Consider the following 20,635-nt stretch of genomic DNA (forward strand, 5'->3'; position numbering starts at 1 on the left):
TCAGGCAGCTACAAATTAGTCGATTACTTCTCATCATGGCTTGCAATAAAAACTACCTTTAAAAATTTGATTATCCACCTTATAGATGTAGAAATAGACACCTTCTTTTAGAAGGGAACTTAGGCGATAGGCTTGATCACTATTATTCGAATAATCTTTTCCATAGAAAATTTCACGTCCCCAGTTATCTAAAATGGTAAGATCCACCGATTGGGCGTCCTTAATGGACAACACCTCAAAAACATCATTAAACCCATCTCCATTAGGAGTTACAACCGTCGAGAAAACAAAATCCTCTTCATATTCCATTGGTATTGCCACGCGTTCATAAGCCATACATCCCTTGTCGGAATAACCATACAAATCAACATATACAGTATCAGATTCGACATTTGATGGAATCAAAACCGTAGGGTTCATATCTGAGGATTCGTGAAAATACCCCTCAGGTGTCCATCTGGCACTATCAATTCCACTTACTGACAATTGAAATGGTATTCCAGGTCGCTGAGGCTCAAATTCATCAACTATCATTTCGACTACTTCACCAAAACCAACTTCGATTCTTGACGAATCTGCACATCCTAATGGAGTGACAATTTTAATTTTATAATCGCCTCCACTCAATGACTCAAACTGCGAACTTTTGCCAACCAAAGTATCATTTAAGATATAGGTGTAAAAACCCATTTCAATTGACGAATCCATGGCTGGAACAATTGACAATTTTCCATCCTCGATCCCTAAACAAGTAGCGTTAACCACATTCACACTGTACTGTGGCAAGGGCTCTACATAAAAGACGATAGTATCGGAAGAGGTGGAACAATGTTCATTCGTAGCTGTATAAAAAAACTCACCACTCCCATAATTAGGATCTCCAAAATCCAGGAATAAACTTTCTGTTGTTTCTCCATCAAGAGCTACATACCCATTTTGATCACCTCGATACCATTGAATGTCAAATAGCGATATAATAGACTCATCTTGCTCTCCAGGGTCTACGAGTAACTCAATAGACTCACCTTCGCACAATTGCTGATCATCACTGGAAGTATAAATTAGCTTCGGGGCAGTTTCTACAAGAATTCCATTACTGAATGCACCGCAATCACTACCCTCAAAACTGATCTCACATCGATACAAACCTGGACCTGGCGGCTGATAGGAGGACAAAATGGCTAATGGTATATCTTCAAACACTCCGTTTTCATTGGATTTCTGCCATCTATATTGAGCAATGCTCACATTAGAAGTTGCTTCCAGGAGAAACCCTAGTTCTGAATCATCACAATAGTAAAAATCACTACTAGAACCATCTGGAGCTTCAATTGACACATTTAATGATTGATAATAAACCAATTCATGAACTTCTGTAACAGCATCACATCCATCATCATTCACTTGTAGCCTTACTGAGATCATCAGAGAATCACGAACCAAATGTTCATTGATAAAATCCTGATCGAATAAAATGCTATCCACAGAAGAATAATCGACATAATCTCCACCATTTATGGCTATCGACCAGCTGTATGAGGCGGTTGTTGAGGTGTATGAACTGTACAAATAAGACTCAGATGAATCACAGAAATAGGATGATCCCTCAATAGCAACTTCAGGAGCTTCTCGAGTATCATCAATCTCCACTGTAATGGTATCAGAAGATAACTCACAAGCACCTGATGTAATTTTCAGCATATATTCACCCTCATTGACCACCTCAATTTGCTCCAATTCTTGCCCCTGAACTAAAGAGGTAAATGCATCGGTTATTGAAGGCCTGAAGAACCAATGATAATCCCCATCTTCCACCGTATTGGCTGTCAATATATGAGATGGAGCATCTCCACATAAAGTAATGGTAGGATTAGAGTAAATCTCTACATGATGGGAGACAGCAACTGACATTACATTGCTCGTATCGGCACAAACTCCGTCAATCGCTGGCTGAGCAACACACCTATAGATCCCATCCTGATTTGGCTGAAATGTATCTGACGTTGCTCCTGAGATTTCAACGAAAACACTGTCAGTGTTAAGCATTTCCCACTGATAGGCCACCAGGGAGGTAGTCCACTCTGTAGAAGCCTGTAAAGTAACTGTAGGAGCTGTTTGATTACAGTAAATAGCCTCTTCATCATTGAGATCACCCTGATTGTAAATACTCAGAGACAAGTCATTGTATAATTGTATTGTATGAACCAATGATAGATTTCTACATCTGCCATCATTCAAGTTTAACCGTACTGAAAAAGTAGTAGAGTCCTCCGTACGAATGGAAGCTAAAAAAGTAGAGTCCAAGATCAAACGACTACTATCGGCTTCAAATTCAGTATAATTCGTTTGATCTAATGAATATTCCCACTTATAAATGGCGGCATCAGAAGTATAAGAACTTTCTAAAATAGCATCATGACCGCAGATGATTGTATCACCAACAATTTCACTATCAAAGGGTTCAAGTGGGTCTGTATTTATCGTCACATAGGTTTCTGATGACACAGCACACCCCCCTTCATCGATTTGAACTCGATAAAGTCCTTGCTCATCCACTGTAATTGAAAACCTGTTTTCTCCCTGAGCAAACTGTGAAAAGTCAGAAGCTTCATCGGATTTGTAAAGCCAGGTAAACTGGTGTCCGGGAGAAGGAAGAGTTTGCAGGATATATTGAGGATCACTTCCGCAAAGCATAATTGAATCTCCAATTTCGAGCATTGCTGGTTGAAGTACAGAAGAAATATCGATGGTATCAGATGCTAGAAAACATCCATCCACTGTAGTTATCTCCACATAATATGAACCAACACTATCTGCATAAATAGCCGCAGTATCACTGGTTAATAATTCAAAATTACCTCCATCAGAATAAAACCATTCATATTGATCACCTTCACGAGATTCCTCCAAAGCGATTGTTGTCGGTTGGCAATACAGGGAATCAGATTTTAATCCAATAAATCGTGTAGATGGTAAATCAAATAAATCAACATCAATTGTATTAGTCTTAAATTCGCATAATTCTCTTCTAAAAATCATGTAATATTCACCAGGCTCATCTGTCTGGAAAACAGTATTTGTTGAATAAATTCTTGAGGTATCTATTCTATGCCAACTATAAGAATAGGAAGGATCATCAACCGACGAAGACATTTCAACCATTTCCCCCGGACATACAGATATTTCATCGCCCCCTCCGGTAAGCTCTATATAGGGGTAAGGAGTATTATTTTCTTCAACGAAATAAGAATTAGAAATAGCTTCACATCCATTTTTCACCACTCTTAATCTATAATATCCCTCACTTACTTCCTCTGAAAATGAGATTGTTAATGAACGCTCCGTACCTACCTGGGAATAGGTGCCAAATTCGGTTTTGCTATAAAGCCACTGATACTCATCTGCTTCACTATCGTAGGCATACAACTCAGCAGAGCCTTCAGCCCCTTGAGGATAAAAAGGGTTTTGAATTATATCAGGAATTGCACTGTCTACATAAATCTGATTGGTAAATTCGGTACATCCTGTAATAGGATTAATCATCAACACAACATAGGTACCCCAAGCCCCTTCTCCAAGTAATATGCTATCTGCACTTCCTAAGTTATCCCCATATTCAAAAATATCTGAATCTTCTATACTTTGTAGAGATGCGTCACACAAAGTGTACTGAAAATGATACCAATTATGATCAATTGAATCAGGATGATCTGTTGTATTGAACTTTATGACTCTTGAATTTTCCGGGTCATCTGGACAATAAAAGAAATCGTCTTCACTCCCAAGTCGAGTTATATTTCCCTCTGGATTCTTTGCCCAGATAATTTTCACTATTTCGGATACTAACTTACACCCTTCCTCTAGTACAGTTAACCTATAGAATCTTTCTTCGAAATTATCATCTCCAATTATGGGATTAAATACAGCAATTCTTGAAGAGTCATTCCCTACACTAAAGAAATTCACGGAATCAACGGATTCTTCCCATTCAAAATGGGTTATCTCACGAGCATATTTACTCTCTATTACAGTATAGTCCGATAAAACATTAGGTGTAAAACAAACAATTGAATCGTGTTTTATTACAGATTCCAGAATATTAACAGGAGTGACCTCCACACTCTCAGAAATAGCCTCACATCCATTATCCAAAGAAATAATAACTCGATAAAACCCAGCATCATATACTGTAAGATCTAGCCCTACTCTGCTGGCAGAGTCCTCAAGATCAATGTAATATCCATCTCCATTTTCCTCCACCACATATCGCTGCCATTGAAAAGCTGCAGTTTCTAACTGCTTGTCGGTAAACGTGGTGTACGAATTCAGAATAACCGAATCACATAAACTAACAGCTGGATTTTCGTAGATTCCAGCCGTGTTGTTGATAATTACTGAAACCTTCTCACGACGACTCATTACTCCGCCCACTTCCACGCTCACGTAATAATCTTTGGATCGAATAAGTGTAGGAGTAACATAAATCCCTGTTTCTAAACTACCTACCGACCTGTATTCACCTCCCAGAAATTCAAACCAGTGATAGGTAACAGGAGCTACTCCATCAAATCCACTTTTCGCTCTTAACACGGATGTACCCGCACCACATCTCGCAGCACCTGTTACTGAGGAAATGGTATCTCTCGATTGTGAGAATGTGCTCAAGGATATAATTAACAGAAAAAAGCTAATGATAGCTCTAGCTGGAAGATTAGTTGGCATTGTGGCTGTAACAGTTAGGTATCGTCCAAAAATAAGACATGTAACGCAATTTCTAACTGATATTCAACTAACTAATGGAGAAAAAAGTAGCCCCGCTGATCCGGGCGGGGCTGTTTATTGATGGGATTTCAAACCTAACCTAACCTATTTATCAGTAACCCACCAAGTTTTTAAATGCTCTAATACTTTCAAAACAACTAAGCAGCCTTTTACACCTACTTTATTGTCTCTCAGTCTTTTAATATACGAGAGATGTATTCTTTTAGATTCCAATCTCCAGATATTCTATTAACTATTTAGGTGTATACAAGGTTCAACCCTATGAAGAATTTAGTTTCATCGATAATCACTAAATTCTGATGAAATGCCGAAAAGTGTCAACTCATTGACAATAGAGCCTCATGTGAGACTTCTGTGATTATTTTGGGAGACAAAGAAGGTACTTTTGAAACTCAATAAAATCAGCAATGTCAAAAATTGTCATTCTTGGAAATGGAATAGCAGGAATCACTGCTGCTCGACATATCAGAAAACATACTAATGACTCCATTACAGTTATTAGTGGCGAATCTGATCATTTCTTTAGCAGAACTGCACTCATGTATATCTACATGGGACATATGAAGTATGAACACACTAAGCCTTATGAAGATTGGTTTTGGGCCAAAAACAAGATTGATCTTTTAAAAGCCTGGATTAAGACTATTGATTTTGATTCTAAAAAACTGATTACCTCCACTTCTGAAGAAATAACTTATGACAGATTGATTTTGGCTACTGGCAGCCAATCTAACAAGTTTGGATGGCCAGGAGAAAATCTAAGGGGAGTCCAAGGCTTGTACAACCTTCAAGATTTGGACATGATGGAAACAACCACTCAACATGTTAAAAGAGCTGTTATCGTTGGTGGAGGACTAATCGGTGTAGAAATGGCAGAAATGCTTCATTCCAGAGGAATTCACGTCACCTACCTAATTCGAGAATCTCGTTTCTGGGGAAATGTATTACCTGAAAAAGAAGGAGCCCTCATAGATCGCCACTTGAAAGAGCACCATATTGATCTACGAAAAGAAACCGAACTGGAAGAAATTATTGATGACGGAAAAGGAAGTGTAAAAGGCATAAAAACCAAATCAGGTGAAGTCATCGATTGTCAGTTCGTTGGTTTAACAGTTGGAGTAAGACCAAATATTGATTTTCTAAAAGACACCTCATTAGAAATAGATAAAGGCATATTGGTAGATGAGCACCTCGCCACCAACATTCCGGATGTCTATGCGATTGGTGATTGTGCGCAGCTAAAATCTGCTCCATCCCACAGAAGACCAATTGAAGCGGTTTGGTATGTGGGTCGAATGATGGGTGAAACGGTAGCCAAAACGATCACAGGAACTCCTACTAAATACCAACCAGGGATATGGTTTAACTCTGCGAAGTTCTTTGATATTGAGTATCAAACATATGGCTCCGTTCCTGCTCGGTTGGATGAAAATCATGAGTCATTTTACTGGGAAGCAGCTGATGGAAAGAAATGCATACATATAGTGTATGAAAAGGCAGACCAAAAGGTAACAGGTATTAACACCTTTGGAATTAGAATGAGGCATGAAGTCTGGGACAAATGGCTGAATGATGGAAAAACCTTGTCATATGTTGTGGAGCATTTACCTAAAGCCAATTTTGATCCAGAGTTTTTCAAGCGGTTTGAACCAGAAATTCAACAACAATACAATGAAGAATATGGTGACAGCATAATAATCAGCAAGCCAACTTTCTTCCAAAGAATATTTAATTAAAACTGAACCGCTGAGTAAGAAATAGCTCGATTTTCTATGTTTCTCTGTGGTGATAATATAATTATGAAAGCAATTAGATATACAGGACTTCTATTATTCCTTTTCTCCTTTTTTCTTTTTCTAGGAATATTTTTCATGTCCAGCTACACTCTGTCTCGTGAAGATTTTCAAAATATTGTCAAGCCAGAACATCAGGAACTGCTTGCTGACAAGTTTGATAATATCATCGATCAGGAATATTCCTTTAGCATCCCATTTGTCAATGCAGTGAACGGCGCAATAGACGAGAATAACTCCCAAATGCGTGCTAAGCAACAGTGGAACAAGGTCATTTATGATCAATATGCCAGCAGCCTAACTCGGGCAGCAACACATGGCCTGATCAAAGAACAAACAACAATGCTTTTCATATTGGTATTCGTCATTGGCACCATTGGAGCATTGATGTATTTAACTCCTCAAGTAAAACTAGCAGGCCCAGCAGGCATCAAAAACACGGGCATTTTTCACAATGCACTGAATAACCGAGGATGGCTAGGGATTAGCATTGGCGTGCTACTGGTAACTTTTTACATATTACTCTATTTCTTCGATGCATACATCATGAACTGGATCATTCTTGTGGATCTAATTCAGAAACTCATCAACCCAGGCGCACAAGCCAGTCAGTGGTTCTTATACGGATTCCTGTACACCTTCTCTGTTTTGGTGATGGGTATTCGGATGATCATCAAATACCGACAAAGTAAATACCAAATTGTGAGAACGCTCTCGGTTATGTTCTTTCAAACCGCTTTCGCATTCTTGCTTCCTGAAATATTAGTTCGGCTCAATCAACCATACTTTGATTTCAAAAACATGTGGCCTCTAGATTACGACTTCTTCGATGCATGGCACATCAACACGTTGACATCAGCAGGAGGTTTAGGGATCTTTATGTTCGCCTGGGGTATCACCCTTTTTGCAGTTGGAGTCCCTGTTTTTGTGTTTTTCTTCGGTAAGAGATGGTACTGCTCCTGGGTTTGTGGCTGTGGTGGACTAGCAGAAACTGCAGGAGATTCATTTAGACAATTATCTGACAAGTCACTCAAAGCCTGGAATATCGAGCGATATCTTATTCATGCCATCCTGGTTTTTGCCGTGATCATGACGATTGGTGTCTTGTATTCGTTCATTACAGGATCAAATACCATGTTTGGAATTGACACTTATACCTACTTACGCAAACCCTATGGATTTTTAATCGGATCTATGTTTTCTGGAGTAATCGGAACGGGTTTTTACCCAATTATGGGAAACAGAGTATGGTGTCGTTTTGGATGTCCATTGGCGGCTTATTTAGGAATAGTACAGCGATTCAAATCCAGATTTAGAATCACCACAAATGGTGGTCAGTGTATCTCTTGTGGAAACTGTTCTACCTACTGTGAAATGGGGATAGATGTGAGATGGTACGCTCAGAGAGGACAAAACATCGTTCGCTCAAGTTGTGTAGGTTGTGGCGTCTGCTCAGCCGTGTGTCCTAGAGGTGTACTAAACTTAGAAAACAAAGATGAAGATGGTCGATTTGGAGAGCCTATCCTCATCGGAAATGACGGAATTAAAGTAGAAGCATAATCAGCTATAATATGTGATTCTCAACATAATTGTTAGTTAACAGTTACTTATAAAGTATTGATTAGCACAATAGACGATTATGGCAACTCCACTTTTTCATGAAAAACAACAATTCCGCCAATGGTGGATTTGGTTAATATTAATCAGTGTAACTGGATATTCTGGTTATCAAGCAATCTCAAGCAATGATTCATACTATGGGCTTGCTATATCGGGGAGCCTGCTGATTCTGTTTTTAGTCATGAGACTCGAAACAAGTGTTTACAGTGATCACATCAATATTAAATTCTTTCCATTTATCAACAGATCAATCTACTGGAAAGAGGTAAACAACATGATTGTTCGTAAATATTCAGCTCTTGGAGAGTTTGGCGGATGGGGAATCCGCTTCCGAAGAGGTGGAATAGCTTATAATGTAGATGGCAATAAGGGATTGGAACTTACACTTCAAGACAATCGCAAAATAATGATTGGCACTCAACATCCTGATGAGTTAAAAAGCGCTTTACCCCAACTTCAGGAAAACTGAAGATTACCGACTTTCTACAGTAGATAAAACCCATGTTTATCTTTCGATTCTTATCTTTAAGGTTCACCCCTTTCCAAAAAATCTAAAACAATATTGACCTGCGCTCTTGTTACCTAAGATGTAAAAAGTTGCTATGGCATATAAAAAAATTGAAGATTACGGAATCATTGGCAATATGCGAACAAGCTGTTTGGTAGGTGTCGATGGCTCTATTGATTGGTTTTGTTTCCCACATTTTGACTCTCCCAGTGTATTTGGTAGAATTCTCGATGATAAAAAAGCTGGCTATTTCAAAATCAGTCCGGCTGATTCAGAGGTTACCCAAAAACAATTTTATTGGCCCGACACCAATGTACTGATCACTCGATTCTTGGCGCAACATGGCGTTTGTGAAGTGATTGACTTCATGCCTGTAGGCAAAACCAAAATAGGCGAGCAGCAAAACCGACTAGTTCGCTGGGTTAAAATGGTCCGTGGTAGCATGAAGATGCGCGTGGAGTGTATCCCTGCTTTTAATTATGCCAGAGATGAACATCAGACTATCATAAGTAGTCAGGGAGCCACTTTTCAATCCAAAAACCTATCACTAACGCTTTCCACCTCCATACCTCTCGAAAATTTTAGTACCGGAGTGGCAACCGAAATTGAACTTCAAGGTGGTGAGACTGCTAATTTCGTCATCAAAGAATCTGAAGGAGGAGATACAAGCTTTTCAGATGATATTGCACACGAAGGGCTCATTAGCACTATAGAATACTGGACTGATTGGGTAAAGCAATGCACCTACAAAGGTCGTTGGCGTGAAATTGTCATCCGCTCGGCTCTCACTTTAAAACTTTTGACCTTCGAACCAACTGGGGCCATTGTAGCAGCACCAACCTGTGCCTTACCTGAGGAATTAGGTGGTGTTCGTAACTGGGATTATCGATACACCTGGATTAGGGATGCTGCTTTCACCATTTACGGATTGATGCGCATAGGCTTCACCAAAGAAGCAGAAAACTTCATGAAATGGGTAGAAGAGCGCTGCTACGAACTGAATGAAGACGGCTCCATCCAAATTATGTATGGAATAGATGGAAGGCATCATTTGGAGGAACACACACTAGATCACCTGGATGGTTACAAAGGATCAAAACCTGTACGTATAGGAAATGGAGCCTATGACCAATTGCAGTTAGATATCTATGGAGAGCTGCTCGATTCAGTCTACCTCTTCAACAAATATGGCAACCCCATCTCCTATGACCTTTGGAAGCAACTTCGAAAACTCATTAACTGGGTTGCCAATAATTGGCATTTAAAAGATGAAGGAATCTGGGAAGTAAGAGGCGGAAGACAACACTTTGTCTACTCCAAACTGATGTGCTGGGTAGCCTTGGATCGAGGAATTCGTTTGGCTGACAAACGTTCATTCCCTTCTGATCGAGACCTTTGGATGAAAGAGCGTGACAAGATCTATGAAGAAATCATGGACAAGGGCTGGGATGCTGAAATTGGAGCATTCGTGCAGCACTATGGAAGTAAAACACTTGACGCTTCTAACTTAATGATGCCGCTGACTTTCTTCGTCTCTCCTTCCGACACAAGAATTATTAAGACCATAAATGCCATCTTAAAATCTCCGGAAGAAGGAGGCTTGCTCATGGACAGTTTGGTATACCGATACAATGTCAATGAAACGGATGATGGTATTACTGGTGAGGAAGGAACATTTAATTTGTGTACCTTCTGGATGGTGGAGGCACTGACCCGTGCAGGCCAGCAGGACAAAGACAAGTTGGAAAAAGCTCGATTAATGTTTGAGCAAATGCTAACATACGCCAATCACCTGGGACTATATGCTGAAGAAACTGGCCCTAGAGGTGAAGCTTTAGGCAATTTCCCACAAGCATTTACACACCTTTCACTAATAAGCGCGGCTTACAATCTGGACAAGACACTAGGATAAGGAGCAACAAGATGGAATAACTGGCGTTTGATATCTTTGAGATGATGAAACTATTAATATTACTCATAAGCCTTAGCTTTTCTCCATTACAAGATAGTGCAGAAAAATACCTCAATGCAGGATATGACAAATACCTGGAAGAGGACTACAAAGGGGCAATTTTAGATTTCAATAAAGCAGCAGCTTACGCACCTGATAATGCCGAAGTATTCTATCTCCGAGGCGTCTGCAAGTCAGCTTCAGGTGAGAAAAAAGGAGCTATGGACGACTTAGATAAAGCAACTGAGCTTAAGGAAGATTATGCAGATGCTTACTATGAAAAAGGCTACATCTATCTGTCAGATAAAAATGCAGAACTGGCCATCAAAGAATTTGACAAAGTGATCAAATACAATCCTGAGTTTGCAGAAGCCTATGTTAGCAGAGGCACAGCCAATTGCATGATCAACGAAAAAGAAGCTGCCGAAAAAGATTGGAAAAAGGCCAAAGAATTAGGTGTAGGATACACCGAGTACATGATTTGTGAGTGATGATTACCATACAAAATGGAATCGGCAAACCTGAATTGGTAAAAGACTCACTATGGGTGAGAAATCTAGTCTTTCAACAAGAACAAGGTATTCCTTTTCATCTCGATGATGATGGCACTGATACTAATTGTTTCATTGTAGTCATCTATGACCAGGAACAACCCGTAGGAACAGGTCGTCTGTCGTTAAAAGAAAATCAAATAGCAAGAATTGCTGTTCTCCCCGAACATCGGGGTAAAGGATATTCTTTTCAGATTCTGGATCTTTTAGAATCTTATGCTCAAGAGCAAGATTTAGCATTTGTCAAACTTACTCCTCATTTGGACTTATTGGCCTATTATGGAAAAAGAGGATATGAAGAAGTTGCTGATTCCAGATTCAGTGTTGCTGGTCATGACCTCACTGTAATGACTAAATCTTTCCAACAATAAAAAAAGCCAGTCTGAATCTAATGTCAAACTGGCTTTATCTATAGGGATATTTGATTATTGATTCACTTCAGAAACTGGTCTTGGTAATTGTGACCACACATCATCGTTTGCACGATCGATAGGCAATGTATTCAACATATTGTATCGTCTCATATCGATCCATCTATGCGCTTCACCAAACAACGAATATCTTCTGTTGTAAAGTAGCTCTGTCAGCACTTCACTATCTGTTGTTCCACCAGTATAGGCGCCTAAACCATGTGCAGTTCTAATCACATTAAGTGCAGCAATTGCTTCTACATTGTTAGACCCAATATTTGCCTCCGCATACATCAGGATCAACTCTTCATTGCGAATTATAGGAATGTATGATGCAAGTGAAGAATAAATGGTCACGTCATAATCTCCACTAAGACCATCAAGCACTGCTGTGGTTGTTCGCATAGTTACTTTCTCCATGCGATCATCACCTGCCATGATATCGGCAACAAATGATGGATGTGCTACAAGAGCTTCACTTTGATCTGGTGTACGGAATACCGGATTGACTTTATCAGTTCCTGCAACAGAATAATAATGCTCTGGCCCCATATCCAGGTCGCCAGCCATATCCATAAAAGAATCATCCAAAGCCGTCAATGCGCCTGATTTATTATCCTGATACAAAGCAACTCTAGCTTTAATAGCTCTGTTAAAAGCTGCGAATGATGCTGGATCATCAAATCCCGCAAATCCAGTTGATAGAGAGAATACAAACTCAGAACCAGCACCTGTCAACTCTGTATGAGCTGCATCAAGCAAAGTAGCTATAGCAGTTAATGCTTGATCATAGCCTACGAATTCCCCCAAATTCTGAGGATCTGATACATCCAATCTGATTCCGTTTTCATATTGCATGTTCAGCGCCAACAAATAAGAATAAGCCTGGCAAGTTTTTGCAAATCCAGTCAAGCCATTTTTCTGTTCGTTAGTCAGGGACTCGTTGGTATTAGCAACAGCTGTCAACAAAACGTTCGCGTTTCGAATCACTTTGTATCGACCTGCATATGGACGAGTTCCATAAAAACCGGCATCATCCAACACTGCCTCACCCTTGCCTAATAACTCCCCAGTATAACGCGGATCACTATTGGTAAAGAAATAATATTCTCTTCCCATGATTCCCAATACGTCATAATAAAAACCTACTTCCGAACGCATAAGATCTTCTGTTCCGGAAACAAGTAGTTGTATATCTGATAGCGTAGCGTTCGCTTCTATTTGCCCCAAACTTGGATTATTTGGGTCCTGAATTTCTTCCAGCTCACAAGAGAAAAGACCTATGAGCATAATCAAAAATGTATATTTTAAAGTCTTCATAGTTCTTAGAATTTAGCGATGATGTGGAAATTGTATCTCTTAGATGATGGGAACGGAGTTACTTCTACACCGGTAGATAAGCCTTGTCCTCCGAAGTTGGACACCTCTGGGTCATAACTTCTATATTCAAAAAAGTTAATCAGGTTATTACCTGACGCTCCTATCTTAATTGACTTAACTGCATCTCCAAAGAAATTTGGTAGCGTGTAGTACAATGCAACTTCACGCATTCTCATATAACCTGCGTTTTCAATATAAGGACCTGTATTGGCTCCCAACTGAGACAATCTATAATCACCGTTTCCTAAATTACTCTCAGGATCCAGATCAATCTTATCAAAATCTGGACTGGTACCACTCAAGTCAGAAAGCAGTGCGGATAAGTTGATGTTTTCACCACCTTGCTTCCAGTGCCACAACATCATAAACTCCAATTTTTTATAAGTCACAGAGTTCAGGAATGACATTTGGAAATCTGGCTGTGCATCACCGAAAACGACCAAACCATCTTCATCAGGGTTATCACCCACACCGATGATCTCTGTTGGACTATGTCCTTCTTTGATTCTAAACTGCCCTAAGAAATCTGCAAAACCTCCAGTCGTGTATGATGGAATATCTAATCTCGTCACTTTAGATCTGTTATTCCAGAATTGTGTAGTACTGGACCATTTCAAATCCTCTTTATTAACAAGGTTCATTGTTAATCCAATTTCAAGACCCTTATTCTCCATAGTTGCTGCATTTACCACGGCTGTGGTCTGACCTGTTGAACTCGGCACTTGTGATCTTAACAAAAGATCATCCACTTTTTTGATGTAATAGGTCGCGTCGATGGCGATTTTTCCTCCAAGGAATGAGAAATCAATCCCTGTCTCAAACTCAGACTGTCTTTCTGGGCCAATCGCATCATTACCTCTTAGGTTGGCAATTACCAATCCTCCTGATCCATCAATATTAATAGAGTTTAATGCGGAGAATTTATCTCCAAAAACCGCAAAATTACCAGCTTCACCGTATGCAGCTCTTACCTTGGTGGTTTCAAGGAAGCCTGTATTCCAGAACCCAAATTTGTGAATATTTACAGCTAATGCTCCCTTTGGATAGTAATACAGTTCGTTGACATCTCCATTGTTGGTCGATTTATCCCCACGTACACCAAGAGTACCAATGATCATGTCATTAAAATTGATTTCTTCCTGTATAAAGAACCCTCTATCTTTTTGTATGATTCTATTTTGAGCAACACTTACAGATCCTGACTGATCTAAATTGGTTTGAGAACCATTCATATTGGTTGCTGTAGCAATGATATTGTTTTGATCAAAATCAATGAATGTCAAACCTGCTTGAGTGGTAAACGACAAACCTGATGACAAGAAATAATCATGAACCAGGAAGAAAGAGTAGTTACTGTTTTGTGTTACTGTTGTCCCTTGCACACTTACACCATTCAAGCCATTACCATTTTTCTGAAACTGTAATGAATTCGGGAAAAGTGCAGTAGTTGAAAGTGTATATTGATCGATTCCTCCATTGGCAGTCAATCTTAACGACTGATTATTTCTTTGTAGCAAACGAGCAGTCAACTTACCTCCTACCAGGAATCTGTTCACTGTCTCATTGTTAGTGATCAGATCTCTTGTTTGCAAGAAGTTGGATGCCGCATACGGGTTGTTAGGATAATTACCATTAGCATCTGGTAGCAATTGAGCCCATGATGGAGTTGCTACAAATGCAACTCCCATTGTAGTACCGGAGTTGTCATTATTAAAAAATCCACGATCTGCAGATGAGTTGATGTAATTCGTTGACGCATTTAAAGTCAACCAATCAGCTACTTTTTGATCTAGATTTAAACGGATGGAAGTTTTTTCATATCCTGTATTTTTTACGATCCCTTCATCATCCTTTCTAGTCACGCCGAGGAAATAACTTGTTCTTTCAGTTCCTCCTGTTGCAGTTATTCTAGAAGTAGAGAGAAGCCCTTTGTTTCCGTACAGTTCATTCTCATAGTCTCGAAGTGTTCCGGCAGCCTGAGCAGCCTGGAAGTTAGCCACCTCACCAGCACCGAAGGCAGCTTCCACTTTTGCAGCGTCCCATTGTCTGGTTCCTAATGGATTCAGCATTTGAGTAACACCTAATGCCTGAGAGAAAGTAACAGATGTTTTCCCTTCAGATCCTCTTTTGGTAGTGATAATGACCACACCACCAGATGCACGAGAACCGTAAATAGCAGCCGCACTGGCACCTTTCAATATCTCTATAGACTCAATATCTTCTGGATCAATGTCCGCAATTCTGTTGGATGGGTTATCCTGATTGGATTGGCTTCCACCGCCTGCAGCAGCTGAAACAACATTCAAACCTGCAGAAATCGATGAATTATCCAAATAAATACCATCTATAATGTAAAGAGGTTCATTGGATCCATTGATAGAAGTTAAACCACGGAGTTTCATGGAAATACCTCCACCAGGAGCACCAGAGTTGGATACGATGTTGGCTCCTTTGAATTTACCATAGAGTGCTCCATCCATGGTACTTTGGTTACTCATGGAAGTTAACTCTTTGGAAGATATAGAAGCAACGGAGTTGGCTAGATTACTTCTTTTAACACTTGACGCCAAACCAGAAACAACAACTTCACTTAGCTTGGTCACATCCTCTTCCAGAGATACAGTCATATTGGCACTTGCACTAACTTCAACCGTTTTGTAACCGACAGAAGTGACCACAATTATGGCTCCTTGTGCTACGTTTAATCGAAACTTGCCATCCAGATCAGTGATGGTACCATTGGTTGTACCTTTTTCAAGAACAGTAGTACCAGGCAATCCTTCGCCATCGGCACCAGAGGTCACCGTCCCCTGAATTTCTACCCCTTGTGCATGCACCGAAAGCACAGCAAAAGTCAGTAATATGGCCATCAGCCACATCATTGAGTAATGTTTTTTCATAAGTTTTATGTTTAGTTGATATTAATTATAGTCAATAACAACTAAATGAAACACTTTCCCTAACTCAATGACCTAAATATGTAATATTATTCTTTATAATGAATTATTCATAGAATTATATTCTATGAAATTTTAGCAATCAGTTTCATGAAATAATAATTTCAACCGCAGATAATAAATCTTCCGAAACAAAGTCCGCCAGCCCATCATTATCACCTCCAACCTGGATGGTCTGCAAGCCCATTTTCTTTGCAGGAGTGATATCACGAGCTTTATCTCCTATCATCCAGGACTGTGAAACATCTATATCAAACCTGGAAATGGCTCGCTCAAACATGAGCGTACCCGGCTTTCGACTTAACGAATCAGATACCGAAGGATGCCAGGGAGCATAATAAATTTTATCAATTTCGCAATTAAGCTTTTCTTGCATGAAATCATGACACTCCTGCATTTGAAACCTAGTGTAAATGCTCTGCGAGATTCCAGATTGATTTGTGATTACAACAATTTTAAAACCAGCAGCCCTTATTTTAGTTATTGCTTCAGGTACGCCTGGCAAAATGATAAAGCGATCTAGTGAATAGGTATAATTGGAATGGTCTTTATTAATGACTCCATCTCGATCCAGAAAAACACATTTATTCATAGTTCAAAGAAAAGACATTGCCAGGTGCCAATTATAAAAATTCAAAAAGTTCATCATACAGAAATCAAGAAAATTGCTTAAAATAGACATATGTTAGACTTCCAACAAAAAAAGCAACTAAGCATTCTGGTAAAGATAGCCATGGTTGATGAAGACTTTGCTGACGCGGAAAAAGCAGTTATCCAAAAAATCAGCAATAAGTACGGCGCCACAGAAGCCGAACTTCAGGAAATCATCGATGCTCCAAGTTATACTGAAAGTCTCGCACCAATGTCTGTTATTGACAAAATGGACTTCATGATGGACTGTATGCTAGTTGTTCTTGCTGACGAAACCATTGCCAACTCTGAAGAGTATTTTGTGCTGCAAATGGCTAAAAAATTAGGCTTTTCACCTGATGTTGTTGGCTTTTTAATTGAGAACAAGAATACATCCAGAGAAGAAATGAAGGAGCTACTCCTACCCTATTTACTTCACTAGCTACTGGCAATTACGCTTTAACCTCTGCATTTTATAACGAAGCTTCAACATTAACCAAACTCAGACCTTCACATTACCCTTATTTAATTAGAAATAATTCGTGTGAGTTTTTCCTAATCATCTCAACAACTCCTTCCCAATTTTATTTCTTGGAAAGAATTTTTGATTTTTTTTCGATCAGTTGACCCAATGTCACATAGTTTCTTGTAATGGCCTGTAAAGGGAACATAAAAACAATGAAACTATGAAATCAAAAAAAGAACTTATCAAGATGTTCGCATTGATTTTATCAATGCTTAGCATGATTATTTGGACGAGTTGTACTGAAGAAGATCCAGAGCCAGAAGATCCAACTGATGAAGTTAAACTGGTAGCAGCCTTCTCTTTCACACCAGAGTCGCCTACCATCGGAGAGGAAGTAACTCTAGACGCAACCACGTCTTTTGATGAATCAACCACCGGTTTTGATATTAATTGGGCATTTACCGCCATGCCAGAAGAAAGTGATGTAGAATTATCAAATTCCACAGGCATTCAAGCCACTTTTACCCCAGATAAAATCGGTGATTACGTTATTGAGCTGACTATCACAAGTTTTGACGGGGAAGTAACCGACACCAAATCATCCACCATCACGGTGATTCCAGGAGGATTCATCAGACTAAATGGAACAATTGAAGCAGACAGAATTCTAGAAAACATTAATGAAGAGGATCCTTCTCTTATTGATTACTTAGTAGATGGCAATGTACAAGTTTTGGCTGGCCTCACCATTCAGCCAGGTGTAAAAATTGCTTTTCAGGAAAACACCTCTCTAAGCATCACCTCTACCGGAACAATCACAGCAGAAGGCACCGCATCAGACTCTATCATCTTTACCTCAGCAAATGATGCCGGTGAACTTTACTGGAAAGGAATCTATGTAGCTTCAGGAAGTAATGTCAACAGCATTCAATATGCACAGGTTAGTTATGCAGGGAATTCTGATTTTGACGTAACGGGATCAAACTATCCAGCAGCAATCGCCATTGAATCTACAGGTAACATTAAAATCAACAATTCGACTTTCACCAACAACAAAGGCTACGCAGTTTATGCAGACGATGATGGTGGACAACTCAACACATTCGCCAACAACCATTTCGAAGCAAATGTGAATGGAGTAGCCGTATGGATGAATGAGGCTGCAGACATTGACAACACAACGACTTTTCTCAACAATACCGGAGCAGAAGTAGAAATATTCAGCTCCAACTTAGCAGAAGGAGAAGAAATAACCTGGCATGCGCTTAGTGAAGATGCTTCTTACACTATCTCTGGTAATTTAAATGTTAACGGAACTCTGAACATTGAGCCTGGAACCTCGATCAAAGTAGAAGAAGATGTGATACTTCGTGTGTATGGAGCAATCATTGCAAATGGTTCAGAAACCAACATGATTAGCTTCACTTCTGCAAATGAAGCTCAGGATCTATACTGGAAAGGAATCTATATAGACTCTGGGGATAGTAGAAACCTATTTAATTACACCACGATTTCTTATGCTGGAAATTCCGAAATGGACTTCACAGGCCCGAATGTAAAAGCAGGAATCGGAGTAGATGCAAGTGGAAAAGTTTCAGTAACCAACAGTGTGTTTACCAATAATGATGGTTATGCCTTATACATTGATGACGATGGAGGTCAGCTGGAAACATTCACCGCTAATCACTTCGAGAATAACCCGAGAGCCGTTGGTTTACCAGCAGATGAAGTAGATGCCATTGATGAAGCAACTACCTTCACGAACAACACATCCGCTGAAGTGGAAATATTTAGCTCTACTTACTCCGACACTAAAAGCAGTAGCTGGGTTAAACTGACTGGATCAGCCACCTACAGAATCTCAGGTATTATTTACATTGTTGGTGAACTAACAATCAATCCAGGAGCAAATTTTGAATTGGATGAAAACGTGTTAGTTCATGTAACAGGGTCCATAAGTGCAGTAGGTTCTGCTTCTGACCACATCACCTTTACTTCTTCCAATATCTCAGGAGGACTTCTTTGGAAAGGTATTTACATTCAGTCATCAAGTAACCTTAACAAGTTTGATTTTGCGGATATCTCCTATGCTGGAAATAGCGAAATGGACTTTACCGGTGCAAATTATGCCGCAGCACTTGGCGTAGAAGATGATGCACGAGTTTCAGTTACTAACTCCTCCATTTCTAACAATGCCTACTATGGTCTGTATATTGACAATGATGGCGGTCAGCTGGGTGATTTCTCTACCAATACGTTTAGCAATAACGTTAGAGCCGTTGGTCTTCCTGTGGACGAAGTAGATGCTATAGATGGTGCTACCACGTTTAGTCAAAATTCATATGCAGAAGTGGAAGTTTTTGCTACTACGCTTTCAGAAACAAAAGATGTGACATGGAATAAACTCTCATCAGATGCAGCCTACCGCGTAACCGGAGATCTATATCTCACAGGAACGGTTAATATAGCTGCAGGAGCATTATTCGAAATGAACGAAGATGTGCAATTGGTCATTGGTGGATCAGGTGCGCTGATTGCAGAAGGAACAGCCAGCGAGATGATCACATTTACTACGGCAAACCTGTCCGGCGGAATACACTGGCAAGGGTTATTTTTCACATCTAGCAATAGCTTGAACAAGCTAGACTTTGTAGAAGTAAGCTATGGAGGTAATTCTCCACACGATTTTACCGGCGCCAACTTCTCGGCCAATGTTGGGGTAGAATTAGACGCTCAACTAACCATGACCAATTCAGTCATTTCTAACAGTAGCTCCTATGGAGTATACTCCATAGGCAATTTGAATAATATTCTAGATGCCAGTGCTAATAACACATTCACTGACAATGTAGATGGTAGTAGCAACTAGGCGGTCACCAACCCATCTTCATATGTTTCCTAATCCCAGCCTTTTCGGCTGGGATTTTGTATTTAATAGCATTAGTTAAGCAGGACTATTCAAATAATAATTAGTAACTTTCCAATTCGCCTAAACGCCCTAGTCCATATGATCAGTGAAACTGAACTCAATAAAATCATTGAGCGAATTAACGCTGGTGATCAACAAGCATTGGATCACTTATTTCCACTTGTCTATCAAGAGTTAAGACAAAGTGCCCACATTATTCGAATTCGCTTTAGAAACCAGGATACACTTAATACGACCGCCCTCGTGCATGAAGCTTATTTGAAATTATCCAAAGCGGATTTATCAAAACTTGAAAACAAGGCTCACTTTCTCAACCTAGCATCCAAGGCCATCCGTCAAATACTGGTGAATGCATGCCAAAGCAAGGGCACACAAAAACGTTCAGGAGAAAAAGTGCAAATAGATGATTTGGAAGAGCAGCTTCGCTTATCAGAAGAAAGCAAATCCATCATATTACAAATACAGGATGCACTAAATATCTTGGAACAAAAGCAGCCCAATTATACCAAAATTGTGGAATGTCGTTTTTTTGCTGGACTCAGCATTGAAGAAACAGCCTCTGTGGTTGGCTCAAGCCCTAGTACCGTAAAAAGACAATGGTCCATGGCCAAAACATGGCTTCATCAGCAAATCACTGCAGTTCCAGTATAAGCAAAAT

13 protein-coding genes are annotated in these 20,635 nt (G+C 39.7%); 9 read left to right on the top strand and 4 right to left on the bottom strand.

Annotated elements, in window-relative coordinates; genetic code table 11:
- Positions 1–33: 33 nt before the first annotated feature.
- Positions 34–4,722 (bottom strand): T9SS type B sorting domain-containing protein, encoded by a 4,689-nt coding sequence (locus NXS00_RS09190; protein WP_258098874.1) that lies wholly within the window; start codon positions 4,720–4,722, stop codon positions 34–36.
- 467 nt (positions 4,723–5,189) lie between these two features.
- Between NXS00_RS09190 and NXS00_RS09195 the strand changes: the two genes are divergently transcribed.
- From NXS00_RS09195 to NXS00_RS09220, 6 genes are all read left to right on the top strand, one after another.
- Entirely contained in the window at positions 5,190–6,518 is a 1,329-nt protein-coding gene (locus tag NXS00_RS09195) for an NAD(P)/FAD-dependent oxidoreductase (RefSeq protein ID WP_258098875.1), read from the top strand.
- Between the two features lie 63 nt (positions 6,519–6,581).
- A complete protein-coding gene (locus NXS00_RS09200) occupies positions 6,582–8,135 on the top strand; it encodes a 4Fe-4S binding protein (RefSeq protein WP_258098876.1) in 1,554 nt (517 codons plus the stop codon).
- Positions 8,136–8,214: 79 nt separating this feature from the next.
- Entirely contained in the window at positions 8,215–8,664 is a 450-nt protein-coding gene (locus NXS00_RS09205) for a hypothetical protein (RefSeq protein WP_258098877.1), read from the top strand.
- A gap of 133 nt (positions 8,665–8,797) precedes the next feature.
- The gene (locus NXS00_RS09210; RefSeq protein ID WP_258098878.1) at positions 8,798–10,615 is read left to right on the top strand and encodes a glycoside hydrolase family 15 protein; all 1,818 of its coding nucleotides are present in this window, start codon (positions 8,798–8,800) and stop codon (positions 10,613–10,615) included.
- Positions 10,616–10,656: 41 nt separating this feature from the next.
- Positions 10,657–11,145 (top strand): tetratricopeptide repeat protein, encoded by a 489-nt coding sequence (locus NXS00_RS09215; RefSeq protein WP_258098879.1) that lies wholly within the window; start codon positions 10,657–10,659, stop codon positions 11,143–11,145.
- Positions 11,145–11,576 (top strand): GNAT family N-acetyltransferase, encoded by a 432-nt coding sequence (locus NXS00_RS09220; protein ID WP_258098880.1) that lies wholly within the window; start codon positions 11,145–11,147, stop codon positions 11,574–11,576. Before NXS00_RS09215 ends, NXS00_RS09220 begins: the two co-directional genes overlap by 1 nt.
- Positions 11,577–11,630: 54 nt before the next feature.
- Here NXS00_RS09220 and NXS00_RS09225 read toward each other — a convergent pair whose 3' ends face one another.
- From NXS00_RS09225 to NXS00_RS09235, 3 genes are all read right to left on the bottom strand, one after another.
- A complete protein-coding gene (locus NXS00_RS09225) occupies positions 11,631–12,935 on the bottom strand; it encodes a RagB/SusD family nutrient uptake outer membrane protein (RefSeq protein WP_258098881.1) in 1,305 nt (434 codons plus the stop codon).
- Positions 12,936–12,940: 5 nt separating this feature from the next.
- Positions 12,941–15,895, bottom strand: coding sequence for a SusC/RagA family TonB-linked outer membrane protein (locus tag NXS00_RS09230; RefSeq protein WP_258098882.1), 2,955 nt, complete (start codon positions 15,893–15,895; stop codon positions 12,941–12,943).
- Positions 15,896–16,040: 145 nt separating this feature from the next.
- Positions 16,041–16,544 (bottom strand): D-glycero-alpha-D-manno-heptose-1,7-bisphosphate 7-phosphatase, encoded by a 504-nt coding sequence (locus NXS00_RS09235; RefSeq protein WP_258098883.1) that lies wholly within the window; start codon positions 16,542–16,544, stop codon positions 16,041–16,043.
- Between the two features lie 90 nt (positions 16,545–16,634).
- Here NXS00_RS09235 and NXS00_RS09240 point away from each other — a divergent pair, with 90 nt between their 5' ends.
- From NXS00_RS09240 to NXS00_RS09250, 3 genes are all read left to right on the top strand, one after another.
- Complete coding sequence (locus NXS00_RS09240; RefSeq protein WP_258098884.1) at positions 16,635–17,024, top strand: tellurite resistance TerB family protein; 390 nt, start codon at positions 16,635–16,637, stop codon at positions 17,022–17,024.
- A gap of 244 nt (positions 17,025–17,268) precedes the next feature.
- Positions 17,269–19,917 (top strand): right-handed parallel beta-helix repeat-containing protein, encoded by a 2,649-nt coding sequence (locus NXS00_RS09245; RefSeq protein WP_258098885.1) that lies wholly within the window; start codon positions 17,269–17,271, stop codon positions 19,915–19,917.
- A 138-nt stretch (positions 19,918–20,055) separates the two neighbouring features.
- The gene (locus NXS00_RS09250; RefSeq protein WP_258098886.1) at positions 20,056–20,628 is read left to right on the top strand and encodes an ECF-type sigma factor; all 573 of its coding nucleotides are present in this window, start codon (positions 20,056–20,058) and stop codon (positions 20,626–20,628) included.
- Positions 20,629–20,635: the final 7 nt, after the last annotated feature.

The sequence above is a fragment of the Marinoscillum pacificum genome (genome assembly GCF_024714495.1).
Taxonomy (GTDB): domain Bacteria; phylum Bacteroidota; class Bacteroidia; order Cytophagales; family Cyclobacteriaceae; genus Marinoscillum; species Marinoscillum pacificum.

Bases quoted from the DNA above. Each gene is read 5' to 3' on its own strand.
- NXS00_RS09205 (WP_258098877.1), top strand. From the start codon at position 8,215: ATGGCAACTCCACTTTTTCATGAAAAACAACAATTCCGCCAATGGTGG.
- NXS00_RS09225 (WP_258098881.1), bottom strand. From the start codon at position 12,935: ATGAAGACTTTAAAATATACATTTTTGATTATGCTCATAGGTCTTTTC.
- NXS00_RS09250 (WP_258098886.1), top strand. From the start codon at position 20,056: ATGATCAGTGAAACTGAACTCAATAAAATCATTGAGCGAATTAACGCT.
- NXS00_RS09235 (WP_258098883.1), bottom strand. From the start codon at position 16,544: ATGAATAAATGTGTTTTTCTGGATCGAGATGGAGTCATTAATAAAGAC.
- NXS00_RS09210 (WP_258098878.1), top strand. From the start codon at position 8,798: ATGGCATATAAAAAAATTGAAGATTACGGAATCATTGGCAATATGCGA.
- NXS00_RS09190 (WP_258098874.1), bottom strand. From the start codon at position 4,722: ATGCCAACTAATCTTCCAGCTAGAGCTATCATTAGCTTTTTTCTGTTA.
- NXS00_RS09200 (WP_258098876.1), top strand. From the start codon at position 6,582: ATGAAAGCAATTAGATATACAGGACTTCTATTATTCCTTTTCTCCTTT.
- NXS00_RS09220 (WP_258098880.1), top strand. From the start codon at position 11,145: ATGATTACCATACAAAATGGAATCGGCAAACCTGAATTGGTAAAAGAC.
- NXS00_RS09230 (WP_258098882.1), bottom strand. From the start codon at position 15,895: ATGAAAAAACATTACTCAATGATGTGGCTGATGGCCATATTACTGACT.
- NXS00_RS09240 (WP_258098884.1), top strand. From the start codon at position 16,635: ATGTTAGACTTCCAACAAAAAAAGCAACTAAGCATTCTGGTAAAGATA.
- NXS00_RS09195 (WP_258098875.1), top strand. From the start codon at position 5,190: ATGTCAAAAATTGTCATTCTTGGAAATGGAATAGCAGGAATCACTGCT.
- NXS00_RS09215 (WP_258098879.1), top strand. From the start codon at position 10,657: ATGATGAAACTATTAATATTACTCATAAGCCTTAGCTTTTCTCCATTA.
- NXS00_RS09245 (WP_258098885.1), top strand. From the start codon at position 17,269: ATGAAATCAAAAAAAGAACTTATCAAGATGTTCGCATTGATTTTATCA.